The sequence below is a fragment of the Streptomyces sp. NPDC040622 genome (genome assembly GCF_055593965.1).
This window is the reverse complement of record NZ_JBVIXD010000011.1, coordinates 297556-318074: the sequence shown is the minus strand read 5'-3', so window position 1 is coordinate 318074 and position 20519 is coordinate 297556. Positions and strand designations below refer to the sequence as shown.

14 protein-coding genes are annotated in these 20519 nt (G+C 72.1%); 10 read left to right on the top strand and 4 right to left on the bottom strand.

Features of this window, described 5'->3' with window-relative positions; genetic code table 11:
* Positions 1 to 324: 324 nt before the first annotated feature.
* On the top strand, positions 325 to 1305 hold the full coding sequence (locus ACZ592_RS31630) for a pentapeptide repeat-containing protein (RefSeq protein WP_471585096.1): 981 nt from the start codon (positions 325 to 327) through the stop codon (positions 1303 to 1305).
* 27 nt (positions 1306 to 1332) lie between these two features.
* Here the strand turns inward: ACZ592_RS31630 and ACZ592_RS31625 are convergent, their stop codons facing one another.
* Positions 1333 to 2247: a hypothetical protein gene (locus ACZ592_RS31625; RefSeq protein ID WP_471585095.1), complete on the bottom strand. Its 915-nt coding sequence runs from the start codon at positions 2245 to 2247 to the stop codon at positions 1333 to 1335.
* 143 nt (positions 2248 to 2390) lie between these two features.
* On the opposite strand from ACZ592_RS31625, the gene ACZ592_RS31620 reads away from it, so the two are divergent.
* Complete coding sequence (locus ACZ592_RS31620; protein WP_471585094.1) at positions 2391 to 3272, top strand: S1 family peptidase; 882 nt, start codon at positions 2391 to 2393, stop codon at positions 3270 to 3272.
* A 277-nt stretch (positions 3273 to 3549) separates the two neighbouring features.
* Positions 3550 to 6660, top strand: a complete 3111-nt coding sequence (locus ACZ592_RS31615; RefSeq protein ID WP_471585093.1) for an endo-alpha-N-acetylgalactosaminidase family protein — start codon at positions 3550 to 3552, stop codon at positions 6658 to 6660.
* Positions 6661 to 6722: 62 nt separating this feature from the next.
* Here ACZ592_RS31615 and ACZ592_RS31610 read toward each other — a convergent pair whose 3' ends face one another.
* Complete coding sequence (locus tag ACZ592_RS31610; RefSeq protein WP_471585092.1) at positions 6723 to 8522, bottom strand: glycoside hydrolase family 35 protein; 1800 nt, start codon at positions 8520 to 8522, stop codon at positions 6723 to 6725.
* A 161-nt stretch (positions 8523 to 8683) separates the two neighbouring features.
* Between ACZ592_RS31610 and ACZ592_RS31605 the strand changes: the two genes are divergently transcribed.
* From ACZ592_RS31605 to ACZ592_RS31580, 6 genes are all read left to right on the top strand, one after another.
* Positions 8684 to 9592 carry a helix-turn-helix domain-containing protein gene (locus tag ACZ592_RS31605; protein ID WP_471585091.1) on the top strand — a complete coding sequence of 303 codons (909 nt, stop codon included), beginning with the start codon at positions 8684 to 8686 and terminating at the stop codon, positions 9590 to 9592.
* A gap of 11 nt (positions 9593 to 9603) precedes the next feature.
* A complete protein-coding gene (locus ACZ592_RS31600) occupies positions 9604 to 9984 on the top strand; it encodes a chorismate mutase (RefSeq protein WP_471585090.1) in 381 nt (126 codons plus the stop codon).
* 119 nt (positions 9985 to 10103) lie between these two features.
* The gene (locus ACZ592_RS31595; RefSeq protein ID WP_471585089.1) at positions 10104 to 10814 is read left to right on the top strand and encodes a hypothetical protein; all 711 of its coding nucleotides are present in this window, start codon (positions 10104 to 10106) and stop codon (positions 10812 to 10814) included.
* Positions 10815 to 10965: 151 nt separating this feature from the next.
* Complete coding sequence (gene pepN / locus ACZ592_RS31590) at positions 10966 to 13512, top strand: aminopeptidase N (RefSeq protein ID WP_471585088.1); 2547 nt, start codon at positions 10966 to 10968, stop codon at positions 13510 to 13512.
* 392 nt (positions 13513 to 13904) lie between these two features.
* Complete coding sequence (locus ACZ592_RS31585) at positions 13905 to 15344, top strand: pyridoxal phosphate-dependent decarboxylase family protein (protein WP_471585087.1); 1440 nt, start codon at positions 13905 to 13907, stop codon at positions 15342 to 15344.
* The gene (locus ACZ592_RS31580) at positions 15341 to 16792 is read left to right on the top strand and encodes a lysine N(6)-hydroxylase/L-ornithine N(5)-oxygenase family protein (RefSeq protein ID WP_471585086.1); all 1452 of its coding nucleotides are present in this window, start codon (positions 15341 to 15343) and stop codon (positions 16790 to 16792) included. The genes ACZ592_RS31585 and ACZ592_RS31580 overlap by 4 nt, the downstream gene beginning before the upstream one ends.
* On the opposite strand, the gene ACZ592_RS31575 is transcribed toward ACZ592_RS31580, so the two are convergent.
* Positions 16782 to 17189, bottom strand: a complete 408-nt coding sequence (locus ACZ592_RS31575; RefSeq protein ID WP_471585085.1) for a hypothetical protein — start codon at positions 17187 to 17189, stop codon at positions 16782 to 16784. The genes ACZ592_RS31580 and ACZ592_RS31575 overlap by 11 nt on opposite strands.
* A gap of 104 nt (positions 17190 to 17293) precedes the next feature.
* Here ACZ592_RS31575 and ACZ592_RS31570 point away from each other — a divergent pair, with 104 nt between their 5' ends.
* Positions 17294 to 18523, top strand: a complete 1230-nt coding sequence (locus ACZ592_RS31570; protein WP_471585084.1) for a GDSL-type esterase/lipase family protein — start codon at positions 17294 to 17296, stop codon at positions 18521 to 18523.
* Between the two features lie 60 nt (positions 18524 to 18583).
* Here ACZ592_RS31570 and ACZ592_RS31565 read toward each other — a convergent pair whose 3' ends face one another.
* Complete coding sequence (locus ACZ592_RS31565; protein ID WP_471585083.1) at positions 18584 to 20389, bottom strand: bifunctional metallophosphatase/5'-nucleotidase; 1806 nt, start codon at positions 20387 to 20389, stop codon at positions 18584 to 18586.
* Positions 20390 to 20519 lie beyond the last annotated feature (130 nt).

Sequence of the window (20519 nt, the reverse complement as noted above, 5' to 3'; positions counted from 1 at the left end):
CGTCGGGAGGAGAAAGACCACCCCCCCCCCCCCCCCCCCCCCCCCCCCCCCCCCCCCCCCCCCCTTCCCCCCCCCCCCCCCCCCCCCCCCCCCCCCCGCGGTGTGTCCGCCCCCTGGCTCACCGGCCCCCTGGCTCACTGGCCCACGGGTCGGCGTACCGGCGTACCGGCGTACCGGCGTGCCGGCCGGCGCACCGGCCTGGTCCGGGCCCCCGATCGGTGCGGGACAATGGTCCGTCGTACCCGTCCACCGTGCCCTGCCTGTCGTACGCCTCCCGTATGCCTGTCGCACCGCCGCACCACCCCGCCTTGAGGAGCCCGCTCGATGTCTTCGGAGCGCGACCCCGTCGCCCTGCCCCTGCTCGCGGCCGCGCCTGAGGGCGACCTCGGGGACGGCGGAGGGGGCAGCGGCGGGGGCGGCGGGGACGATCGTGCCGCTCTGCGCGCCGACTGCGGGAGCTGTTTCGGGCTGTGCTGCGTGGCCCTCACCTTCTCCGCCTCCTCGGACTTCGCCGTGGACAAGGCCGCGGGTACGCCCTGCACCAACCTCCGGTCGGACAACCGCTGCGGAATCCACCGCGATCTGCGGGACAAGGGCTACCGGGGCTGCACGGTGTACGACTGCTTCGGGGCGGGGCAGCACGTCTCCCAGAGCACCTTCGAGGGGCGCGACTGGCGTCGGGATCCGGCCACCGCGCGGCAGATGTTCGAGGTCTTCCCGGTCATGCGGCAACTCCACGAACTGCTCTGGTACTTGACCGAGGCGCTCACCTTCCCGCAGACCCGGCCGATCACCGCCGACCTGGAACGGGCCCTCGCCGAGACGGAACGGCTGACCGGGGGCACCCCCGACGCCGTCGCCGGGACCGACGTGGCCGCCCACCGTCAGGACGTCAACGTCCTCCTCCTGCGCACCAGCGAACTCGTCCGGGCCGAGCACCTCGGCAAGGGCGGTACGGGCGGCAACGGTGGCAAGCGAGGCCGGGGAGGCAAGGGCGGCAAGGGGAGCAAGGGCGGTGCGAAGAAGGACCGGCGGGGCGCCGACCTCATCGGCGCGCGGCTGGTCGGCGCCGATCTGCGGGGCGCCGATCTGCGCGGCTCGTACCTGATCGGCGCCGACCTGCGCGACGCCGACCTGCGGGCGGCCGACCTGATCGGCGCGGACTTCCGCGACACGGACCTGCGGGGCGCCGATCTCACCGGCGCGCTCTTCCTCACCCAGTCACAGGTCAACGCGGCCAGGGGCGACGACCGCACGAAGCTGTCCGCCTCGCTCGTCCGTCCCGGCCACTGGCCGGCCGCCTAGAGGCCGACCCCCGCCCGTCACGTCCCGCTACGTGTCGCACTCCAGCACCGTCCGGCACAGCGTGCACCGCGCCCGCGTCCGGCCCCGCGCCGGCACCCGGATCCGCTGGTGGCAGGTGGGGCAGGGAAACGTCACCCGCAGCGTCCCGCCGTCCAGGGAGAAGGAGTAGGCGCCGCCCGCCGCGACCGCGCCGCCGTGGTCCTGCGCGTACCGCCGGTCCTTCGCGTACCGTCGCCGTCCCGCCCAGCCGGCGGCCGTCAGCGGCGGCTGCTGCTCGTCGCGGCGGGCCTGGGCGAGCCCCTTCGTGTACGCGGTGTACGCCTGCGCGCTGGTGAACCACGTCTCCGGCGCCTCGCCGAACGCCAACGCCCGCTTGGCCAGGACGTATCCGAACTCCTCGGGGGTGAGGTAGCCGAGCTTCTGCGAGGACGCGCCGTCCTCGCGGTACGCGTCGAGCAGCAGCCAGCCCGCGCCCAGATAGGTGGTGGCGGTGTCGGTCAGGATCTCGTTGTCGCGGGTGCCGGGGAACGACAGGTCGAGCCGGTGCAGATACACGTGCATGACCTCGTGGGCGAGGGCCGCGCCGATGTCCTTGCGGTGCGTGCGGAAGCGGTCGTTCAGCTCGATGAAGTACTCGGGGCCCGCGGCGAGTTCGACGTAGGCGGCGTGTTCCATCTCGCGGAAGCCGACGATCATCCTGGCGTCCGGCAGGCGCAGGTGACGGACCATCTCGCGGGCCACCCGCTGCACGCCGAGGTACAGGTCGTCCTCGTCGCCGAAGGCCACGTCGGCGGGGGCGACGCTGGTCTCGAAGGTGTGGACGGTGTCGTACGAGAGGCGCCTGTAGAGCGCGGTGACGGCCGCGCGCACCGTCTCCAGATGGGGAAAGCCGTGTACGACTGGACCGCCGCCGACCGTCACGTCCGCACCCCCTGAGGCCACCCACGAGACCGTGCAACTGGCCTCCACTGTAAGGGGGCCGGGGTCCCGGGGGCTGGGGAGCGCGGCACGCGTTGGCCGGAAACAGCCCCTTGTCCTGAGCGGACACCGATCTCCATAATCCGCAACAACGCTTTGGCGGGCTCATGCCATCCACGCGCACCCTGTGGGGACGGCAGGGGCCCGCCACGCGTAAAACCCCCCACGAACCCCCCACGAAGGGAAGTCAGTTGAAGACCAAGCTGCGTGGAGTGAAGAGAGCCGCCACCCTCGGTGCGATCGCTCTTGCCGCCGTCAGCCTTCAGCCCGTGGCCGCCCAGGCGGCTCCCCACCCGGGCCCGAAGCCGGGCGAGCGCGTCGTCGGCGGCACGCCCGCCGAGCAGGGCGAATTCCCGTTCATGGTCCGTCTCTCGATGGGCTGTGGCGGCGCTCTGTACGCCCAGGACATCGTCCTGACCGCCGCCCACTGCGTGGACGGCTCCGGCGACAACACGAGCATCACCGCCACCGGTGGCGTCGTCGACCTGGAGAGCCCCGACGCGATCACCGTGAAGTCCACCAAGGTCCTGCAGGCCCCCGGCTACAACGGCAAGGGCAAGGACTGGGCGCTCATCAAGCTCGAGAAGAAGATCGACCAGCCCACGCTGAAGATCGCCAAGGACACCACGTACAACGAGGGCGACTTCGACATCGCCGGCTGGGGTGCCGACAAGGAGGGTGGCGACCAGCAGCGCTACCTCCTCAAGGCGAAGGTCCCCTTCGTCAGCGACGCCGACTGCGAGGCCGCGTACGGCGGTGACCTGACGCCCGGCGAGGAGCTCTGCGCCGGCAAGATCGCCGAGGGCGGCACGGACACCTGCCAGGGTGACTCCGGCGGCCCCATGTTCCGCAAGGACGAGGCCGGCGAGTACGTCCAGGTCGGCATCGTCAGCTGGGGCAACGGCTGCGCGCGGCCGAAGTTCCCCGGTGTCTACACCGAGGTGTCGACCTTCGCGGGCGACATAGAGAAGGCGGCGTCGGAGCTCTGACCGGACCCGCCATCACTCACATTACTCACGTCGTTCACATCACTCACATCGCTCACCTGTGAACGGCCCCGGCGCGGGGCGTCCGCTTCTCGCGGGCGCCCCGCGCCGTCTTGTCGTACGTCGTGTCGCACTTCGTGTCGCGCCTCCCGTCGCCTCTCGTCGCACGGAAGTCCGGACACGGTAAGTCCAAGACCTGTCCCTTCTTTGTCCATGGGCGCCCTCGTCCCACCCGGCGCATCGTGAGCGGCACGATTTCCGTCCCATGGAGGGGTGCCCCATGCTGCCGTCAGACACGTCCGGACCGAGCCGCAGAGCCGTGGTCGCGACCGGCGCGATCGCCGGAATGGGTGTCGCCGTCGGAGCGGGCGGCAGCGCGTTCGCCGCGCCCGCCGCCTCCGGCAGGCCCGCGGCGGACGAGGTGGTCCTGCGCTCCGCAGAGCTGGACGTGCGCGTCGCCACCGCCTTCCCCCGCGTCGTCTCGTACACCGACCGCGCCAGTGGCGCCGTGCTGCACGGCCGGACGGACGCCGTCAGCACGCTCCTGATCGACGAGGCCGAGCACACCCCGAAGGTCACCGCCAAGGCGGGCAGGAGCCGCGTCACGTACGTCCTGACCCTCGACGGCGGCACCACGATCGACGTCGAGATCGCCGTCGAGGGCCGGCAGGTCCACTGGCGCGTCACGCGGATCGCGGACACCGACGCGCTGCGGGTCGGCACCCTGCGCGTCCCCGGCCTGACCCTGCTCTCGGTACGCAGCGACCAGCCCGGCGCCGCGCTCCTCGCCGCCAAGGTCCAGCTGGACAAGGCCAAGAGCGGCGACACCCTCGTCCGGCCCGCCAAGGACACGCCCGCACAGGCGCCCACCGGCTGCGCGTACGCCGTCGTCGCGCACGACCGGCTCGGCGGCGCGATCGAGACGAACACCGTCTACGACAAGCCCACCAGCGAGGCCGGCACCACCTGGGAGAACGGCCGCCTGTGGCGCGAGACCGTGAAAACAGGTGACTACGTAGAGGCCAGGTTGGCGCCGGGGCAGTGGACCCACCGCGCGGCTACCGCCCCCGTCGACGCCACCGAACCCCTCCCGTACGCCACCGTCGTGATCACCGGCGACCGCAACGGCGACGGCAAGGTCGACTGGCAGGACGCCGCGATCGCCTTCCGCGACATCATGGTGACCCCCCTCGGCGCCGACGAGCAGCACCTGCGGGTCGTCCCGCACATCCCCTTCAACTTCGCCTCACAGGCCACCAACCCGTTCCTCGCCACGCTCGACGACGTCAAGCGGATCCACCTGGCGACCGACGGCCTGCGCCAGTACACGCTCCTCAAGGGCTACCAGTCCGAGGGCCACGACTCCGCCCACCCCGACTACGCGGACAACTACAACACGCGCGCGGGCGGCCTCGCCGACCTCAACACCCTGGTCCACGAGGGCAAGAAGTGGAACAGCGACTTCAGCGTGCACGTCAACGCCACCGAGTCCTACCCCGTCGCGAACGCCTTCTCCGACGAGCTCGTCGACAAGAGTGACGAACAGTGGGACTGGCTCGACCAGAGCTACCGCATCGACCAGCGCCGCGACCTGGTCTCCGGAGACATCGTCAAGCGCTTCGCCGACCTGCGCGCCCAGACCGACAAGGGCCTCAACACCCTCTACATCGACGTGTTCCGCGAGTCCGGCTGGACCTCCGACCGCCTCCAGCGGGCCTTCCGCGAACAGGGCTGGACGATCACCACCGAGTGGGGCCACGGCTTCGAGCGCTCCGCGATCTGGTCGCACTGGGCCACCGAACCCGACTACGGCGGCGACACCTCGCGCGGCATCAACTCCCGCCTGATCCGCTTCGTCCGCAACCACCAGAAGGACGTCTTCGCCGACAAGTGGCCCACCCTCCTGGGCATCGCCCGCATGGGAAACTTCGAGGGCTGGGTCGGCAAGACCGACTGGCACGCCTTCTACGACCTGATCTGGACCCACTCGCTGCCCGCCAAGTACCTCCAGGCGTACCCCATCAAGAGCTGGGGCGAGCACGAGATCGCCTTCTTCGCAGAGAGCGGCACGAAGACCGGCACGACGGTCTCCGACACCTCCGGCAAGCGGCGCATCACCACCGAAGGACACGTCGTCTACGAAGACGGCCGCTACCTGCTGCCCTGGGAGCCCCGCAAGGCCCACGACCCCGCGAAGCTCTACCACTACAACCCGGCCGGCGGCACCAGCAGCTGGCAGCTCCCACGCGCGTGGGCACGCCGCTCCAAGGTGGCCCTCTACCGCCTCACCGACCAGGGCAGGGTCTTCGAGTCGTACGTCTCCGTAGCGGGCGGCAAGGTCACCCTCAAGGCCGACCCGAAGCAGCCCTACGTCCTCTACCGCGAGCGCACGGCCGCCCTGCCCGACCCGAAGTGGGGCCAGGGCACCCCGCTGCACGACCCCGGCTTCCACTCCGGCTCCCTCAGGGGCTGGCGGACCGAAGGCCCCGCCACCGTGAAGCTCAGCGCCCTCGGCGACCACGAACTCGTCATCGGCGCGGGCGCCGCCGCCTCCGTCCGCCAGCGCCTCGCCCGCCTCAAGGCAGGCACGTACGTCGCGTCCGTGCAGGTCGAGGTCGGTGAGGAGCCGGGGGAGCGGCGCAGGGCCGCCCTGGAGGTGCGCACCGCCGACGGCGTCACCGCCGCCAACTTCACCGAGACGTCCACCGCGGGCAACTACGTCGCCGCCGACCGCAAGCACGGCACCCGCTTCCAGCGCATGTTCACCCGCTTCACCGTCCCCCAGGGCGGCGGCACGGCCGAGCTGACGCTGCGCGCGGACGCGGGCGACGCGCGCGTGCGCTTCGACAACGTACGGGTCGTCGCGACCGGGCACCCCGCCAAGGCGCCCCGCGCCACCCTCGCCCACGAGGACTTCGAGCACGTGCCCCAGGGCTGGGGCCCCTTCGTGAAGGGCGACGCGGGCGACGTCACCGACCCCCGCACCCACATCGCCCAGCGCCACGCCCCGTACACGCAGCGCGGCTGGAACGGCAAGGAGATCGACGACGTCATCGACGGCTCCAACTCCTTGAAGTCGCGCGGCGAGAACACGGGCCTCGTCTACCGCACGGTCCCGCACACCGCCCGCTTCGCACCCGGCAAGCGCTACCGCGTCTCCTTCCGCTACGAGAACGAGAAGGCGGACCAGTACGCCTGGATCACCGCGGTCGACGAACCGGCCCCCCGCGAGACCGACCGCAAGCCCCTGCCGGTGGCCACCACACCCACCACCCTCACCTACGAGTTCACCGCCCCCGCCAAGGGCGAGGCCTGGGTGGGCCTGCGCAAGACGGGCGAGGACGGCAAGGCGGAGTTCGTACTCGACGCGTTCGAGGTCAGCGAGGTCTGAGGCCTCACACACGGGAGAGCCCGCCCCTTCAAGGGGCGGGCTCTCCCGCTCTCGCGGCCGGCTCACGCCAGCCCGATCCCCTCCCCGCCCCGTTCCAGCTCGAGGACCCACACCTCGTTCGCCCCCGCCCGCAGTACGGGGCCGGGCACGTACAGCGTCGTCTGGGGGCCCAGCGACCAGTAGCGGCCCAGGTTGAAGCCGTTCAGCCAGACGAAGCCGCGGGTCCAGCCGGGGAGTTCGAGGGAGGCGTCGCCGGGGGACTCGATCTCGACGGTGCCCCGGTACAGGCCGGGGCGGCCCTCGCCGTGGCCGGTCACGGGGATGGCGCGGACCGCCGACGGCGCGTCGAACGCGTCGAGCCGCAGAGCCCGGGCCCGCACCCCGTGCAGGTACTGGCGCTCGTGCAGGATGCCCCCGGTGATGCCCTTGGGCTCCCCCGTGCGCGGGCCGTAGTTGACCCGCCCCAGGGACTCCACCCACAGCTCCACGCGCGCGTGCCCGGCCACGGGGGACGTCAGGGTCGGTGTGCCCTCCGTGAGGACCCCGGCCCGGTCGCCGTCGACGTACACCACCGCACGGTCGCGCAGGCCCCGCACGCTCAGCGGGTACGGCTCGCGCGGGCCCGGCACCGTCACGGTGTAGCGGACCAGGCCCCGGTCCACGTCGAGCTCCTCGAACGTGGGCGGCACCGCGTGCTCCGACTCCGGCGGCCCGAGGGCGTCCAGGACCGCGTCCAGGGGGGACCAGTCGGGGAGGTCCGCCGACGCGGGGGCGGTGAGTGAGGGGAGCGGCGCGGGAGGGTCGGGCAGGGGAGTCGACGCGTACGGGGCGAGGACCTCACGGAACGCCCAGAACTTGGGCGTGGCCCTGCCGAACTCGTCGATCGGCGCGTCGTAGTCGTACGACGTGACGTCGGGCTGCAGCTCCCCGTCGTGCAGCGCGCCGCCGCCCCGGTTGGCGCCCGCCCAGCCCGCGAAGTTCGTGCCGCCGTGCGCCATGTACAGGTTCACCGACGCCCCGCACTCCAGGATCTCGCGCAGCGCCGCCGCCGCGTCCTCGGCATCGCGCACGACGTGGTCCGCGCCCCAGTGGTCGAACCAGCCGCACCAGAACTCCATGCACATCAGCGGGCCCCCGGGGCGGTGCCTGCGCAAGGTGGCGAAGCCCGCCCCCGCGCCCGAGCCGAAGTTGGCCGTCGCCAGGATCCCCGGGATCGACCCGCCGGTCAGCATGTGGTCCTCGGGGCCGTCCGAGGTGAACAGCGGGACGGCGACACCCTCCGCGCGCAGCAGGTCGGCGAGACGGCGCAGATACACCTGGTCCGAGCCGTAACTGCCGTACTCGTTCTCGACCTGCACCATGATCACCGGACCGCCGCCCCCGGACGCGGTGCCCGTCCCGCCGGCGCCCGCTTCCCCGCCCGCGCCCCGGCCTCCGTACTGGCGGGACACGACCTGCGGCAGCAGTCGCCGCAACCAGCGCTCCACATGCCCCAGATACTCCGCGTCCCGGGTCCGCGCCCGCGTCCCCACCGCGCCCGTCACCCAGTGCGGCAGACCGCCGTTCTCCCACTCCGCGCAGATGTAGGGACCGGGCCGGACGATCGCCCACAGACCCGCCTCGTGTGCCGCGTCCAGGAACCGGCCGAGCGCCTCCACGTCGCGGTAGGCGCCCGGCGAAGGCTCGTGCAGGTTCCACGGGACGTACGTCTCCACGCAGTTGAGACCCATCGCCCGCAGCATCGCCAGGCGGTGACCCCACTGCGCCTCGTGCACCCGGAAATAGTGCAGCGCCCCGGACAGCAGCCGCACCGGCCGCCCGTCCAGCTCGAAATCGTCCTCGCCGACCCTGAACCCGTTCATCGCGTCCTCTCGCTCACGTCTCGCCCACGATCACCTCTGGCGGGCGGCAGGGTCCATGGACAAAGATCGGGTCCGGTTGGACGCAGCGAGGCGGCCGAACGCACCAAAGGAACGCGGCGAGCGGGGCAGCGCCCGGCTCGCACCGGAAGGGACGCACGCGGATGTACCACACGTGGATGCGGTATTTCACCCCCAGCCCGGCCCACCACAGGCTCGGCCTCGCCTGCCTCGGCGTCGGCCTGCAGCACGGCCTGCTGCCGACCGTCGGCCCGCGCACCCTCGACCACCACGTCGCCGTCGTCATCAGCTCGGGCGGCGGCTGGTTCCGCGGCAGCGACGGACGCAGGACCACCGTCACCGCGCCCGCCCTGATCTGGCTCACCCCCGGCGTACGCCACCACTACGGGCCCGACCCCGACACCGGCTGGGACGAGTGCTTCGTCGACTTCACCGGGCCCGCCACCGCCACGTACACCGAACTCGGCTACATCGAACCCACCCGCCCCGTCGTGCCGCTCTCCGACACGGCGGGCGCCCGCGCAGCCGTCGCCCGCATCGCCCGCGCGGCCCGGCGCGGCAACCCCCTCCTGGAGGTCGAGACCGGCGCCGCCGTCCATGAACTCCTCGTCGCGCTGCGCCGCGCCCGCGCCGACATCGCCCCGGACGGCGACCCCGTCCTGCAGGCCCTGGCCCGCGACGCCTTCCAGCCCCTGTCCGTCGCCGAGCACGCCGCCCGGCACGGCATGACCCCCGCCGAACTGCGTACCGCCGTGCGGCGCGGAGCCGGCTGCAGCCCCAAGGACTACCTCCTCGGCATCCGCCTCGGCCGCGCCAAGGAACTCCTCGCCGCCACCGAACTGCCCGTCGCCGCCGTCGCCCGCCGCGTCGGCTACGACGACCCCGCGTACTTTTCACGCCTTTTCACCCGACGGGTCGGCATGGCCCCCGTCCGTTTCCGCGACCAGCAGGGAAGGGCCGTACCCGGCGGCTGGTCGCACCAGATACCCGACCCCGACGACCCACCGATTTTGCGCTCTTCCGCCGGTGGCGGCCCCGGAGCGGCAACGTAGGCTCGTGGACCATGACCACCAGCCACACCAGTGACGAGAACGGCGCCGCGGGCGCCCCGGCGGCGTCCACGGCCGCGGCCGCCGACGAGAGCGTGCGGGCCGAGCTTTCCCGGCTGCGCGACAGCATCGACAACATCGACGCCGCCGTCGTCCACATGCTCGCCGAGCGCTTCAAGTGCACCCAGCAGGTCGGCCATCTCAAGGCCCAGCACCACCTGCCGCCCGCCGACCCGAGCCGCGAGTCCCGCCAGATCGCCCGCCTGCGCGAACTCGCGGGCAGCGCCAAGCTCGACCCGGCCTTCGCCGAGAAGCTGCTCACCTTCATCATCGCCGAGGTGATCCGCCACCACGAGCAGATCGCCGAGAAGCCGCTGAGCGGCGACGGAGCCTGATCAGGTCGAGTTCTCCGGCGACTCCTGACGTCTTGCGTCACGAAACGGACACGTGACCTTCACGCGTTCCCCATAAAGCGTCATCATGCGCTGACAGCGCACAACCGCAGGGGGGACCCATGAGCAACACCACGCCGCCACCACCGCCACAGCCGCCCGCGTTCCCGCCGCCTCCGCCTCCGCCGCCGGTCAAGGTGCGGGCCACCAACGCGGTCGTCATCGGCTCGGCCGCCGCCGTCATCGCCGCGGTCGTCGCGACGGGCGTGGTCGTCGTCAACACCCGCGACGACGACAAGAAGGCGGAGACCACCAGCTCCGCCGAGTCCGTGAAAGCCGATGCCGATGCCGACAACGGTGACGTGGCGGCCGGCGAGGAGGAGCAGGCCGATGACGAGCCGGCCGAGGACGCGGAAGCGGAGCCGGAGAGCACCGACCCACGGGTGTCCGGCCTCGGCGACACGGTGACCTACGACAACGACGTCGAGGTCAGCCTGTCGAAGTTCGCACGCGGGACGTCCGGCGATTCCGCCTCGCCGGAGAACACGCCGTACGTGAAGTTCGCCGTGCGGGTGAAGAACGGGGGCAAGTCGACGGTCGACACCTCGGGGCTCTCCACCAGCTGCTCGTACGGCAAGGAGGGGGAGTCCAGCGAATCGGTCTTCGACGTGGAGCAGGGCCTGAACGGTGGCCCCGACACCCGGCTCCTGGCAGGCCGGTCCATCACGGTGACGTGGGCCTGCGAGCTGCCCAAGGCCGAGGACACGATCCAGATCGAGGTGTCGCCGGACATGGAGACCGAGACGGCGATCTTCACCGGTGACGTGAAGTAGCGGTCCCGCCCACGTGGCCCCGCCCGGATGCCCGCGCGGGGCCGCCCGGACGGGGCGCCCCCACCGCACCGCCTGACCGGGGCGCCCCCACCGCACCGCGCTGAGACCTGAGTCCTACACCGATGCCGGCGCCATCGGGCAGCATGGCCCCATGCCCGCACTGACGCGCGACGAAGCGCAGACCCGAGCCCAGCTCATCGACGTCCACCGGTACACCGTCGAGCTCGATCTGACACGGGCGGCCGACACCGCCCGCGACACCTTCGACTCCCGGACGACCATCAGGTTCAGCGCCCGCACCGACGGCGCCACCTTCGTCGAGATCAAGCCCGCCGAGCTGCGCTCCGTCACCCTCGACGGGCACCCCATCGACCTCACGGGTCCCGCGGGACTCGTCGACAACCGCCTCCCGCTCGACGGCCTCACCACCGGCGAGCACGAGCTGCGCGTGGACGCCGCGATGCGCTACTCCCGTACCGGCGAAGGCATGCACCGCTTCACCGACCCCACCGACGGCGAGACGTACGTCTACACCCAGCTGTTCATGGAGGACGTCCAGCGCGTCTTCGCCGCCTTCGACCAGCCCGACCTCAAGGCCGTCTTCGAACTGACCGCCACCGCCCCCGACGGCTGGTCCGTCCTCGCCAACGGCGTCACCGAACACCTCGGCGGCGGGACGTGGCGCGCCGCCCCCACCCCGCTCATCTCCACCTACCTCGTCGCCGTCGCCGCCGGCCCCTGGCACTCCGTGCGCACCGAACACCGCGGGCTGCCCTTCGGCATCCACTGCCGCCGCTCGCTTGCCCCCTTCATGGACGCCGACGCCGAGGAGATCCTCGACGTGACCCGCGCCTGCTACGACCGCTACCACGAGAAGTTCGAGGAGCCCTACCCCTTCGACTCCTACGACCAGGCGTTCGTCCCCGAGTTCAACGCGGGCGCCATGGAGAACCCCGGACTCGTCACCTTCCGCGACGAGTTCATCTACCGTTCCGCCGTCACCGACACCGAGCGGCAGACCCGCGCCATGGTCATCGCCCACGAGATGGCCCACATGTGGTTCGGCGACCTCGTCACCCTCAGGTGGTGGGACGACATCTGGCTGAACGAGTCCTTCGCCGAGTACATGGGCTTCCAGACCACCGCCGAGGCCACCCGCTTCACCGACCCCTGGACCGACTTCGGCGTCGCCCGCAAGTCCTGGGGGTACGACGCCGACCAGCGCCCCTCCACCCACCCCGTCGCCCCCGACCCGGACGCCGTGCCCGACACCGCGTCCGCGATGCTCAACTTCGACGGCATCTCCTACGCCAAGGGCGCCAGCGCCCTGCGCCAACTCGTCGCCTGGCTCGGCGAGAAGGACTTCCTCGCCGGCATCAACACCCACTTCGCGCGCCACAAGTTCGCCAACGCCACCCTCGCCGACTTCATCGACTCCCTCGCCCACGCCACCGACCGCGACGTGCACGGCTGGGCCGAGACCTGGCTGCGCACCACGGGCGTCGACACCCTGACCTCCGAGGTCGAGCACACCGGCCGCTCCTGGACCCTCGCCGTCGGCCGCGACGGCGGCAGCCGCCCCCACCGCATCGCCGTCGGCGTCTACGACCGCGACCTCTCCGGCGGCCCCGGCCTCGTCCTGCGCGAGCGATTCGAGACCGACGTCCCCGCCGACGGGGCGGCCACCGCCCAGGAGGCAGGCACCACCCGCGACGGCGGCCGCCCCGCCCTGATCGTCCCCAACGACCAGGACCTCACCTACGCCAAGATCCGCCTGGACGACGTCTCCCGGGAGACCGCCCTCGCCGCCCTCTCCGGCGTCCCCGACGCCCTGACCCGCGCCGTCCTGTGGAACAGCCTGCGCGACATGGTCCGCGACGGCGAACTCGAAGGCGCCGCCTACCTCGACGCCGCCCGCGCCCACCTCCCCGGGGAGAGCGACCTCGCCATCGTCCAGGGCGTCCTCACCTTCGCCCTCACCCACATCGCCGACCGCTACGCCACCCCCGACGTACGGCCCGCCGCCCTCGCCGTACTCGGCGACCTCTGCCGCGACCTGATCCGCCGCACCGAGGACGGCTCCAACCCCGGCCTGCGCCTGACCGCCGTCCGCGGCGCCATCGACGTCGCCACCCGGCCGGAACCCCTCCAGGCCTGGCTCGACGAAGGCACCGTGCCCGGCGGCCCCGAACTCGACCCGGAACTGCGCTGGCGGGCCCTGGCACGGCTCGCCGCACTCGACGCGACCGACGAGAGCGCCATCGCCGCCGAACTGGCCCGCGATCCCAGCGCCACCGGCCGCGAGGGCGCCGCCCGCTGCCGCGCCGCACTGCCCGACGCCGACGCCAAGCGCACCGCGTGGGAGGCCATGTTCTCCACCGACGACCTGTCCAACTACCTGTTCACCGCCACCGCACAGGGCTTCTGGCAGCCCGAACAGGCCGACCTGGTCGGCGAGTACATCCCCCGCTACTACGAGGACGCCGTCGCCCTCGCCGCCCGCCGCGGGCCCGCCATGGCCGAGGCGGCGGGACGGCACGCCTTCCCCGTGTCCTTCGTCGACGCCGAGACACTGCGCCTGGGCGAGCAGTGCCTGCGCGACGCCGACCCCACCCCCGCACTGCGCCGCAAGCTCGTCGACCAACTCGACGATCTGGCAAGGGCGTTGAGGGTTCGGGACGGCGTGAACAAGACCTGACGCAAGGGGCCCGGGGGGCGTAGGTTGTAGGTCTGAACGCCTGCGCCCCCCCCGATCCGCCCGAGCGATCCGGAACGCGACACGGCCGGCCGGGGCCCGGCCGGTGTCCCGTCGACACCCACCCCGGTGCGGCCCCGGGACCTGCCTCCACACCCCTGCCTGCCCCACGGCGCCCGGCGCACCGAGAGCACCCACCAGACGCCGCGGACCCGCCCCCCCCGGAGCGACGACAGAGGTGTGAAGACAGGCCCTAGCACCCCCGGCCGCACCCACACGTTTTCTCCGCACGGCAGTACCACTTTCGGGTTCGGATCGTTGAGGTATTCGGGCGCACCGCCCGCGCGCCCTACAGGCTGGTGCCCCTGTACGCGCGCACCCGAAGGACACGCCCCATGAGCACCCCGCCGCCCCTCGCCGGAGGCGCCCAAGGTCCCGATGCCCTGCGGCCGTTGCTCGCCGCCGCCCTCGACGCCCTGCGCTCGGGGGCGGCCGCCCGCCGCGGCCCCCTGCCCGCCGGCGGCCCCGAAGCCGTCGCCGCCCGCGTCCGCGCCGCCGCCGAGCCGATCCTCCCCGACCACGGCACCGGCCCCGAAACAGCCCTGCGCACCCTCGTCCACACCCTCGCCGAAGGCGCCGCCGACCCCGCCGACCCGCTCTGCGCCGCCCACCTGCACTGCCCGCCGCTCGCCGTCGCGGCCGCCGCCGACCTCGCCGCGTCCGCCCTCAACCCCTCCATGGACTCCTGGGACCAGGCGCCCGCCGCGACCGCGCTCGAAGCGCTCGTCACCCGCACCCTGGCCGCCGAGATCCACGACGGCGGCGACGCCCTCATCACCACCGGCGGCACCGAGGCCAACCAACTCGCCCTGCTCCTGGCCCGCGAGGCCCCCGCCACCCGCGGCCCCGTCCGCCTCCTCGCCGGCGAGAACGCCCACCACTCCCTCACCCGCGCCGCCTGGCTCCTCGGCCTGCCCGAACCCGTCACCGTGCCCGCCCCCGCGGGCACCCTCGACCCCGCCGCACTCGACGAGGCCCTCACCGAACTCGGCGGCCCGCCCGGCACGTTCCTCGTCGCCGCCACCGCGGGCACCACCGACGCCGGCCTCATCGACCCCCTCGACGAGATCGCCGACCTGTGCGCCGCCCACGGCGCCCGCCTGCACATCGACGCCGCGTACGGCGGCGGACTCCTCTTCAGCGACACCCGCAAGGGACAGCTGCGCGGCCTGGACCGCGCCGACACCGTCGCCCTCGACCTGCACAAACTCGGCTGGCAACCCGCCGCCGCAGGCCTCATCGCCGTCCGCGACCCCCGCGACCTGCGCGCCCTCGACCACCACGCCGCCTACCTCAACGCCTACGACGACACCGACGCGGGAATGCCCGACCTCCTCGGCCGCTCCCTGCGCACCACCCGACGCCCCGACGTCCTCAAGATCGCCGTCACCCTCAAGGCCCTCGGCCGCACAGGACTCGGCGCCCTCGTCGACCAAGTCTGCGACCAGGCCCGGGAGTTCGCCGACCTCGTCGCCGCGCACCCCGCCTTCGAGCTCTACGACACCCCCGCCATCAGTACCGTCCTGTTCCGCCCCACCGGCGCCACCGACGACACCATCGCGGACCTGCGCAGGCGCCTGCTCACCGACGGCACCGCCGTCCTCGGCCGTGCCGACCTCGACGGCCGCCGATGGCTCAAGGCCACCCTCCTCAACCCGCACACCCGGCCCGGAGACCTCGCCGAGCTCCTCAAGCTCGCCGACGAGCCCCCCACGGCACCCACCACCGGAGCCGCCCCCGACGACCTCCACGCGGAAGGAACCACCCCCCGATGACCGGTAGCCCCGACCACCCCGATCCCCAGCCGCCCGCCACCCCCGAAGCCCCCCGCGACCTGGTCGGCATCGGCATCGGCCCGTTCAACCTCTCCCTGGCCGCCCTCGCCCACCCCCTCGGCGAACTCGACACCGTCTTCTACGAACAGCGCCCCGGCTTCGACTGGCACCCCGGCCTCCTCATCGACGGCGCCACCCTCCAAGTCCCCTTCCTCGCCGACCTCGTCACCCTCGCCGACCCCGCGAGCCCCTGGTCCTTCCTCAGCTACCTCAAGGCCCGCGAACGCCTCTTCCCCTTCTACTTCGCCGAGCGCTTCCACATCCAGCGCGCCGAGTACGACGCCTACTGCCGCTGGGTCAGCGAAAACCTTCCGGCACTCCACTTCGGCCACCAGATCGACGCCGTCCGCTGGAACCCCGAACGCACCCTGTTCGAGGTCGACTTCACCCAGCTCGACGCCGACGGCGAAGCCGAGGCCCTCGGCCGCACCTACACCAAGAACATCGCCCTCGGCGTCGGCACCGCCCCCTACGTCCCCGAACCCCTCAAGCCCCTCGCCGAAGCCCCCGCCGTCCCCGTCATCCACTCCGCGGACTACCTCGACCACCGCGACCAGCTGCTCTCCGCCGACCACATCACCGTCGTCGGCTCGGGACAGTCCGGCGCCGAGATCTTCCTCGACCTGCTCCGCGCCCGCCCCGCGGGACGCGAGAAGATCCACTGGCTCGCCCGCACCGAGGCCTTTGCCCCCATGGAGTACTCCAAGCTCGGCCTGGAGCACTTCACGCCCGACTACACCCGCTACTTCCACGCCCTGCCCGAAGCCGTCCGCGACGGACTCGTCCCGCACCAGTGGCAGCTCCACAAGGGCATCGACGCCGACACCATCGCCGCCATCCACGACGAGCTCTACCGGCGCACCCTGCACGGCGGCTGGCCCGACGCCGTCCTGACCCCCGGCGTCTCCGTGCGCACCGCGGGCCGCGTCGCCAACACCCGCGTCGAACTCCACCTCGAACACCTGCAGCAGGGCACCCGCTCCCGCCTCACCACCGACGCCGTCGTCCTCGCCACCGGCTACCGCGAACGCCCCCTCGACCAGCTCCTCGCCGGCCTCGACCCCTACATCCGCAAGGACTCCTCCGGGCGCCCCCGCATCGACGACCAGTACCGCCTCGTCCTCGACCCGTCCGTCACAGGATCCGGCGGCAACGTCTACGTACAGAACGCCGAACGGCACACCCACGGCGTCGGCGCCCCCGACCTCGGCCTCGCCGCCTGGCGCAGCGCCACCATCCTCAACTCCCTCACCGGCAGGAACCCTTACCCCCTCCCGCAGCGCACCGCCTTCACCAGCTTCGGCCTCCAGACCCCCGAACAACGGCACCCCGGCACCGCGGGACGCATCGGCGAACAGCGCGGAAACCTCGTACGCCTCAAGGGCTGACCGGCTCCCCCTCGCCCCCCAGCCCACCCACCGGCGCCACCACACGCCCGGACCGCGGACACGACCACACCGCGGCCCCCTCCACCACCCCGGCCGCCAGCGGATGCGTGTCGGGGTGCGCGGGACACTCCGGCCACACCGCGGGGCGCGACCGCGCGCACAGCTCCTCGACCGCCCACTCCTGCACCTGCTCCGCGACGTCCGCCACCCGCTCCGCCACGCTCTGACAGCCGGCGACCCCCACGCCACGGCCCGAGCCGTCCGACGCGCGGACCATCACCACGTCGTCGCCCAGGCCCATGAAGTCCTTCTCCTCGACCACCGTCGCCCGCACCGCGCAGGTGGCCGACAGATCACGCAGTACGGGGTCGAGCGCCGTCACAAGTGCTGCATCCATGGGCTGAATTGTCCGCCCCCAAGCGCTGCCACGCCCCCGAATATTCCTCCGCGAAAAACGCCGGAACGCGAAATACCGGTGCCCACGGACCGGTTCGGACGACCATGACCACCGACACCACGGCCTCCTGGACCGCGGCCTTCCGCTCCGCCGTCATCAGCTCGCACGAAGCCATCGACCTCTTCGAACTCCGCGGCTTCACCGGCCAGACGCTCCGCCAGATCATCCGCCTCGACGGCGGCGGCAGCGCCCTGCGCATCCGCCTCACCAACCGCTACGGCAAGCAGCCCCTCCACATCGGTGGCGCCCGCCTCGCCAGACGCACCGAAGGAAGCGGCATCGATGCGGGCAGCGACACGCAGATCCGGTTCGGCGGCGCCGACGACATCGCCATCCCCGTCGGCGAAGAGATCGTCAGCGACCCCGTCGAGCGCACGGTCGCCGCCGGCGACGAACTCGCCCTCAGCCTCTGGCTGCCCGGCGAAACGGGTCTCTCCACCTACTCCGCCGTCCCGCTGCGCACCGGCTACGCCGTCCCCGGCAACGCCCTCACCGCACCCGCCCTCGACGGCCACGAAGGCCTGGAAGAGCTCGTCACCCGCCACTTCATCACCGGAGCCGACGTCCTCGCCCCCGCCGGCACCGCCATCGCCGTCGCCTTCGGGGACTCCTGGTTCGAGGGCACCGGCACCACGACGGACACCGACCAACGCTTCCCCGACCTGCTCAACCACCGCCTCCGCGAGGCCGGCAACGGCACTGGGAACGGCACCGGGAACGGCACCGGACAGGACGCCGGACACACCCGCTGGGTCGTCAACCAGGGCCTGTCCGCCAACCGCCTGCTCACCGACGAGGTCGGCGAACACGCCCTGGCCCGACTCCGGCGCGACGCCCTCGACGTGCCCGGCGTCACCCACGTCCTGATCCACTTCGGCCTCAACGACCTCGGCATCCCCGGCCAGGAGGCCTACCCCGAGCCCGCGGCAGGCCCCACCGCCGCCGACCTCATCGCCGGCCTCACCGAACTCGCCGACCGCATCCACGCGGCAGGCCTGACCGCCATCGCCACCACCGTCGGCCCCTACAAGGGCACCGTCTTCGAGGGCTACGCCACCCCCGCGGGCGTCGCCGTCGCCCGCGAGGTCAACGACTGGATCCGTGGCGCCGACAGCCCCTTCGACGCCTACGCCGACTTCGCCGCCGCCGTCGCGGACCCCGCCGACCCCGACCGGATCCACGACGACTACGACAGCGGCGACGGCCTGCACGTCAACGACGCCGGCGCCCGGGCACTCGCCGACTCCGTCGACCTCGCCACCCTGAAGGTCTGACACACCGCCCCAGAAGACGGGCGTGCTCAGAAGACGGGCGTGCTCAGAAGGCGGGCGTGCTCAGAAGACGGGCGTGCCGTCCCGGGTCAGCTTCCAGTCCACCGACGCGAACCGGTCCGGGTCGACCGTCCCCTTCGCCTTCACCCAGCCGATGATGGTGTTGCGGATCTCCTCCGAGTTCGCCCACAGCTGCTTGGCGCCCGCGATGTGCGGGAAATTCCCGCCGCCGCTCGCCCGGTAGTTGTTCACCGCGAACACGAACTCCGCCTTCGGGTCGAGGTCCTTGCCCTCGAAGGACAGCTTCGCGATCCGCGACCCCACCGGCTTGGCGATGTCGATCTCGTACGTCAGGCCGCTCACCGCGTCGTAGTTGTAGTCCGGGGTGTTGTCGGCGTTCGTCAGCTTCGCCGGGTCCACCGGGCCACCCGCGGGTGTCCGCACGTAGTAGCGCGCCGAGAACTCCAGGTACTCCTTCAGCTGCGCGCCCGTGAGCAGCCGCGCCTCCAGGGTGTTCTCGAACGGGTAGAGGCCCGCCGCGTCCTTGATCGTGACGTCGCCGGCCGGGATCTGCGCCGTCCGCGAGAAGCACGAGGCCTGCGAGAGCACCGGAAGCGCCGCGTACGCGCCGCCCTTCAGCGCCTCCGTCACCGTCTCCTTCTGCACCTGGTTGATCAGATCGATGATCGCGACGTCCTTGAACGGCCCCTCGGCCGTGCTCATCGCCGCCGTCGACGTACCGATCACCTGGTTGACGTAGGCGACGACCTTCTTGTGCTCGTCGGCCAGGAGCTTCGTGACCTTCTTGTCCTCCGCCACCGTGTTGGAGTTCAGGACCTGCGCGCCGGCCTTCTCCACCGTCCAGCGGCCCTTGGCCCACACCAGGTCGAAGTCGAACAGCGTCAGCCGCTGCCCCCACTTCAACGGCTCGGAGAGCACGACCTTCTTGCCGGTCTTCTTGTTCTCCACGAAGTACTCGGGGATCTCCGTGTGCGCGTGCCCCACCAGGATCGCGTCGATGCCGGGCACCTGCTCGGCCACCAGACCGGCCGCGTTCTCCACGTACGGCAGCTGATCACCGTAGGACGACGTGCCGCTGGAACCCGAGTGCGCCGACACGATCACGACGTCCGCACCCATCGAACGCAGCTTCGGCACCCACTTCGCGGCCTGCTCCTCAAGCCCCGGGAACGTCATCTTGCCCTGCACGTTCGCCTTGTCCCAGATCGCGATGCCCGGGTTGGTGAGGCCGAGCACGGCCACCTTCACGTCGCGCCCGTGCGGGGTGCGCAGCCGCTTCATGAAGTACGGCGGGAAAGCCGGCTTCTGCGTCTTCGCGTCCAGCGCGTTCGCCCCGAGCAGCGGGAAGTCGCACTGCTCCTCGAACTTGCGCAGCACCGGGATGCCGTAGTTGAACTCGTGGTTGCCGAGGGCCGCCGCGTCGTACCCGATCGCGTTCATCGCCTGTGCCATCGGATGCACCGGGCCGTGCGCGGCGGTGATCGGGTCGACCTTGGCGTAGTAGTACGACAGCTGCGTGCCCTGGATCGTGTCGCCCGCGTCGATGAGGAGGGTGTTTCCGCGGCCCTTGTCCCTGCGGACCTCGTTCACCAGCGTGGAGATCTTCGCCAGGCCCACGTCGTTGTGGTCCTTGTCGTCGAACTCCTTGTCCGTGAAGTAGTCCCAGTTGAAGACGTTGCCGTGCAGGTCCGTCGTGCCGAGCACGGTGAACGAGTACCGCTTCCCGCGCCGCCCGCCCCTCCCGGACCCCGCCGCCCGCGCGGCCGGCGCCACGGCCGCGCCCGTCAGCGCCACCCCCACGCCCGTGACAGCAGACGTACCCAGGAACTTCCGGCGGTTCAGCGGCATATCCGTACTCCTCAGTCGACCGATGTAACGCGCGTAGATTCTGACCCCGGCGGCCGCACCCGCAACAGACCCCTCAGGTTTCGATCCGGTGACTGTCCGGTGCCGCGCACGGCGGCTGTCCCGCCCCGCC

Coding starts and splice junctions, on each gene's coding strand:
- pepN (WP_471585088.1), top strand. CDS start 10,966: ATGCCCGCACTGACGCGCGACGAAGCGCAGACCCGAGCCCAGCTCATC.
- ACZ592_RS31605 (WP_471585091.1), top strand. CDS start 8,684: ATGTACCACACGTGGATGCGGTATTTCACCCCCAGCCCGGCCCACCAC.
- ACZ592_RS31570 (WP_471585084.1), top strand. CDS start 17,294: ATGACCACCGACACCACGGCCTCCTGGACCGCGGCCTTCCGCTCCGCC.
- ACZ592_RS31580 (WP_471585086.1), top strand. CDS start 15,341: ATGACCGGTAGCCCCGACCACCCCGATCCCCAGCCGCCCGCCACCCCC.
- ACZ592_RS31610 (WP_471585092.1), bottom strand. CDS start 8,522: ATGAACGGGTTCAGGGTCGGCGAGGACGATTTCGAGCTGGACGGGCGG.
- ACZ592_RS31565 (WP_471585083.1), bottom strand. CDS start 20,389: ATGCCGCTGAACCGCCGGAAGTTCCTGGGTACGTCTGCTGTCACGGGC.
- ACZ592_RS31595 (WP_471585089.1), top strand. CDS start 10,104: ATGAGCAACACCACGCCGCCACCACCGCCACAGCCGCCCGCGTTCCCG.
- ACZ592_RS31620 (WP_471585094.1), top strand. CDS start 2,391: ATGCCATCCACGCGCACCCTGTGGGGACGGCAGGGGCCCGCCACGCGT.
- ACZ592_RS31600 (WP_471585090.1), top strand. CDS start 9,604: ATGACCACCAGCCACACCAGTGACGAGAACGGCGCCGCGGGCGCCCCG.
- ACZ592_RS31585 (WP_471585087.1), top strand. CDS start 13,905: ATGAGCACCCCGCCGCCCCTCGCCGGAGGCGCCCAAGGTCCCGATGCC.
- ACZ592_RS31575 (WP_471585085.1), bottom strand. CDS start 17,189: ATGGATGCAGCACTTGTGACGGCGCTCGACCCCGTACTGCGTGATCTG.
- ACZ592_RS31630 (WP_471585096.1), top strand. CDS start 325: ATGTCTTCGGAGCGCGACCCCGTCGCCCTGCCCCTGCTCGCGGCCGCG.
- ACZ592_RS31615 (WP_471585093.1), top strand. CDS start 3,550: ATGCTGCCGTCAGACACGTCCGGACCGAGCCGCAGAGCCGTGGTCGCG.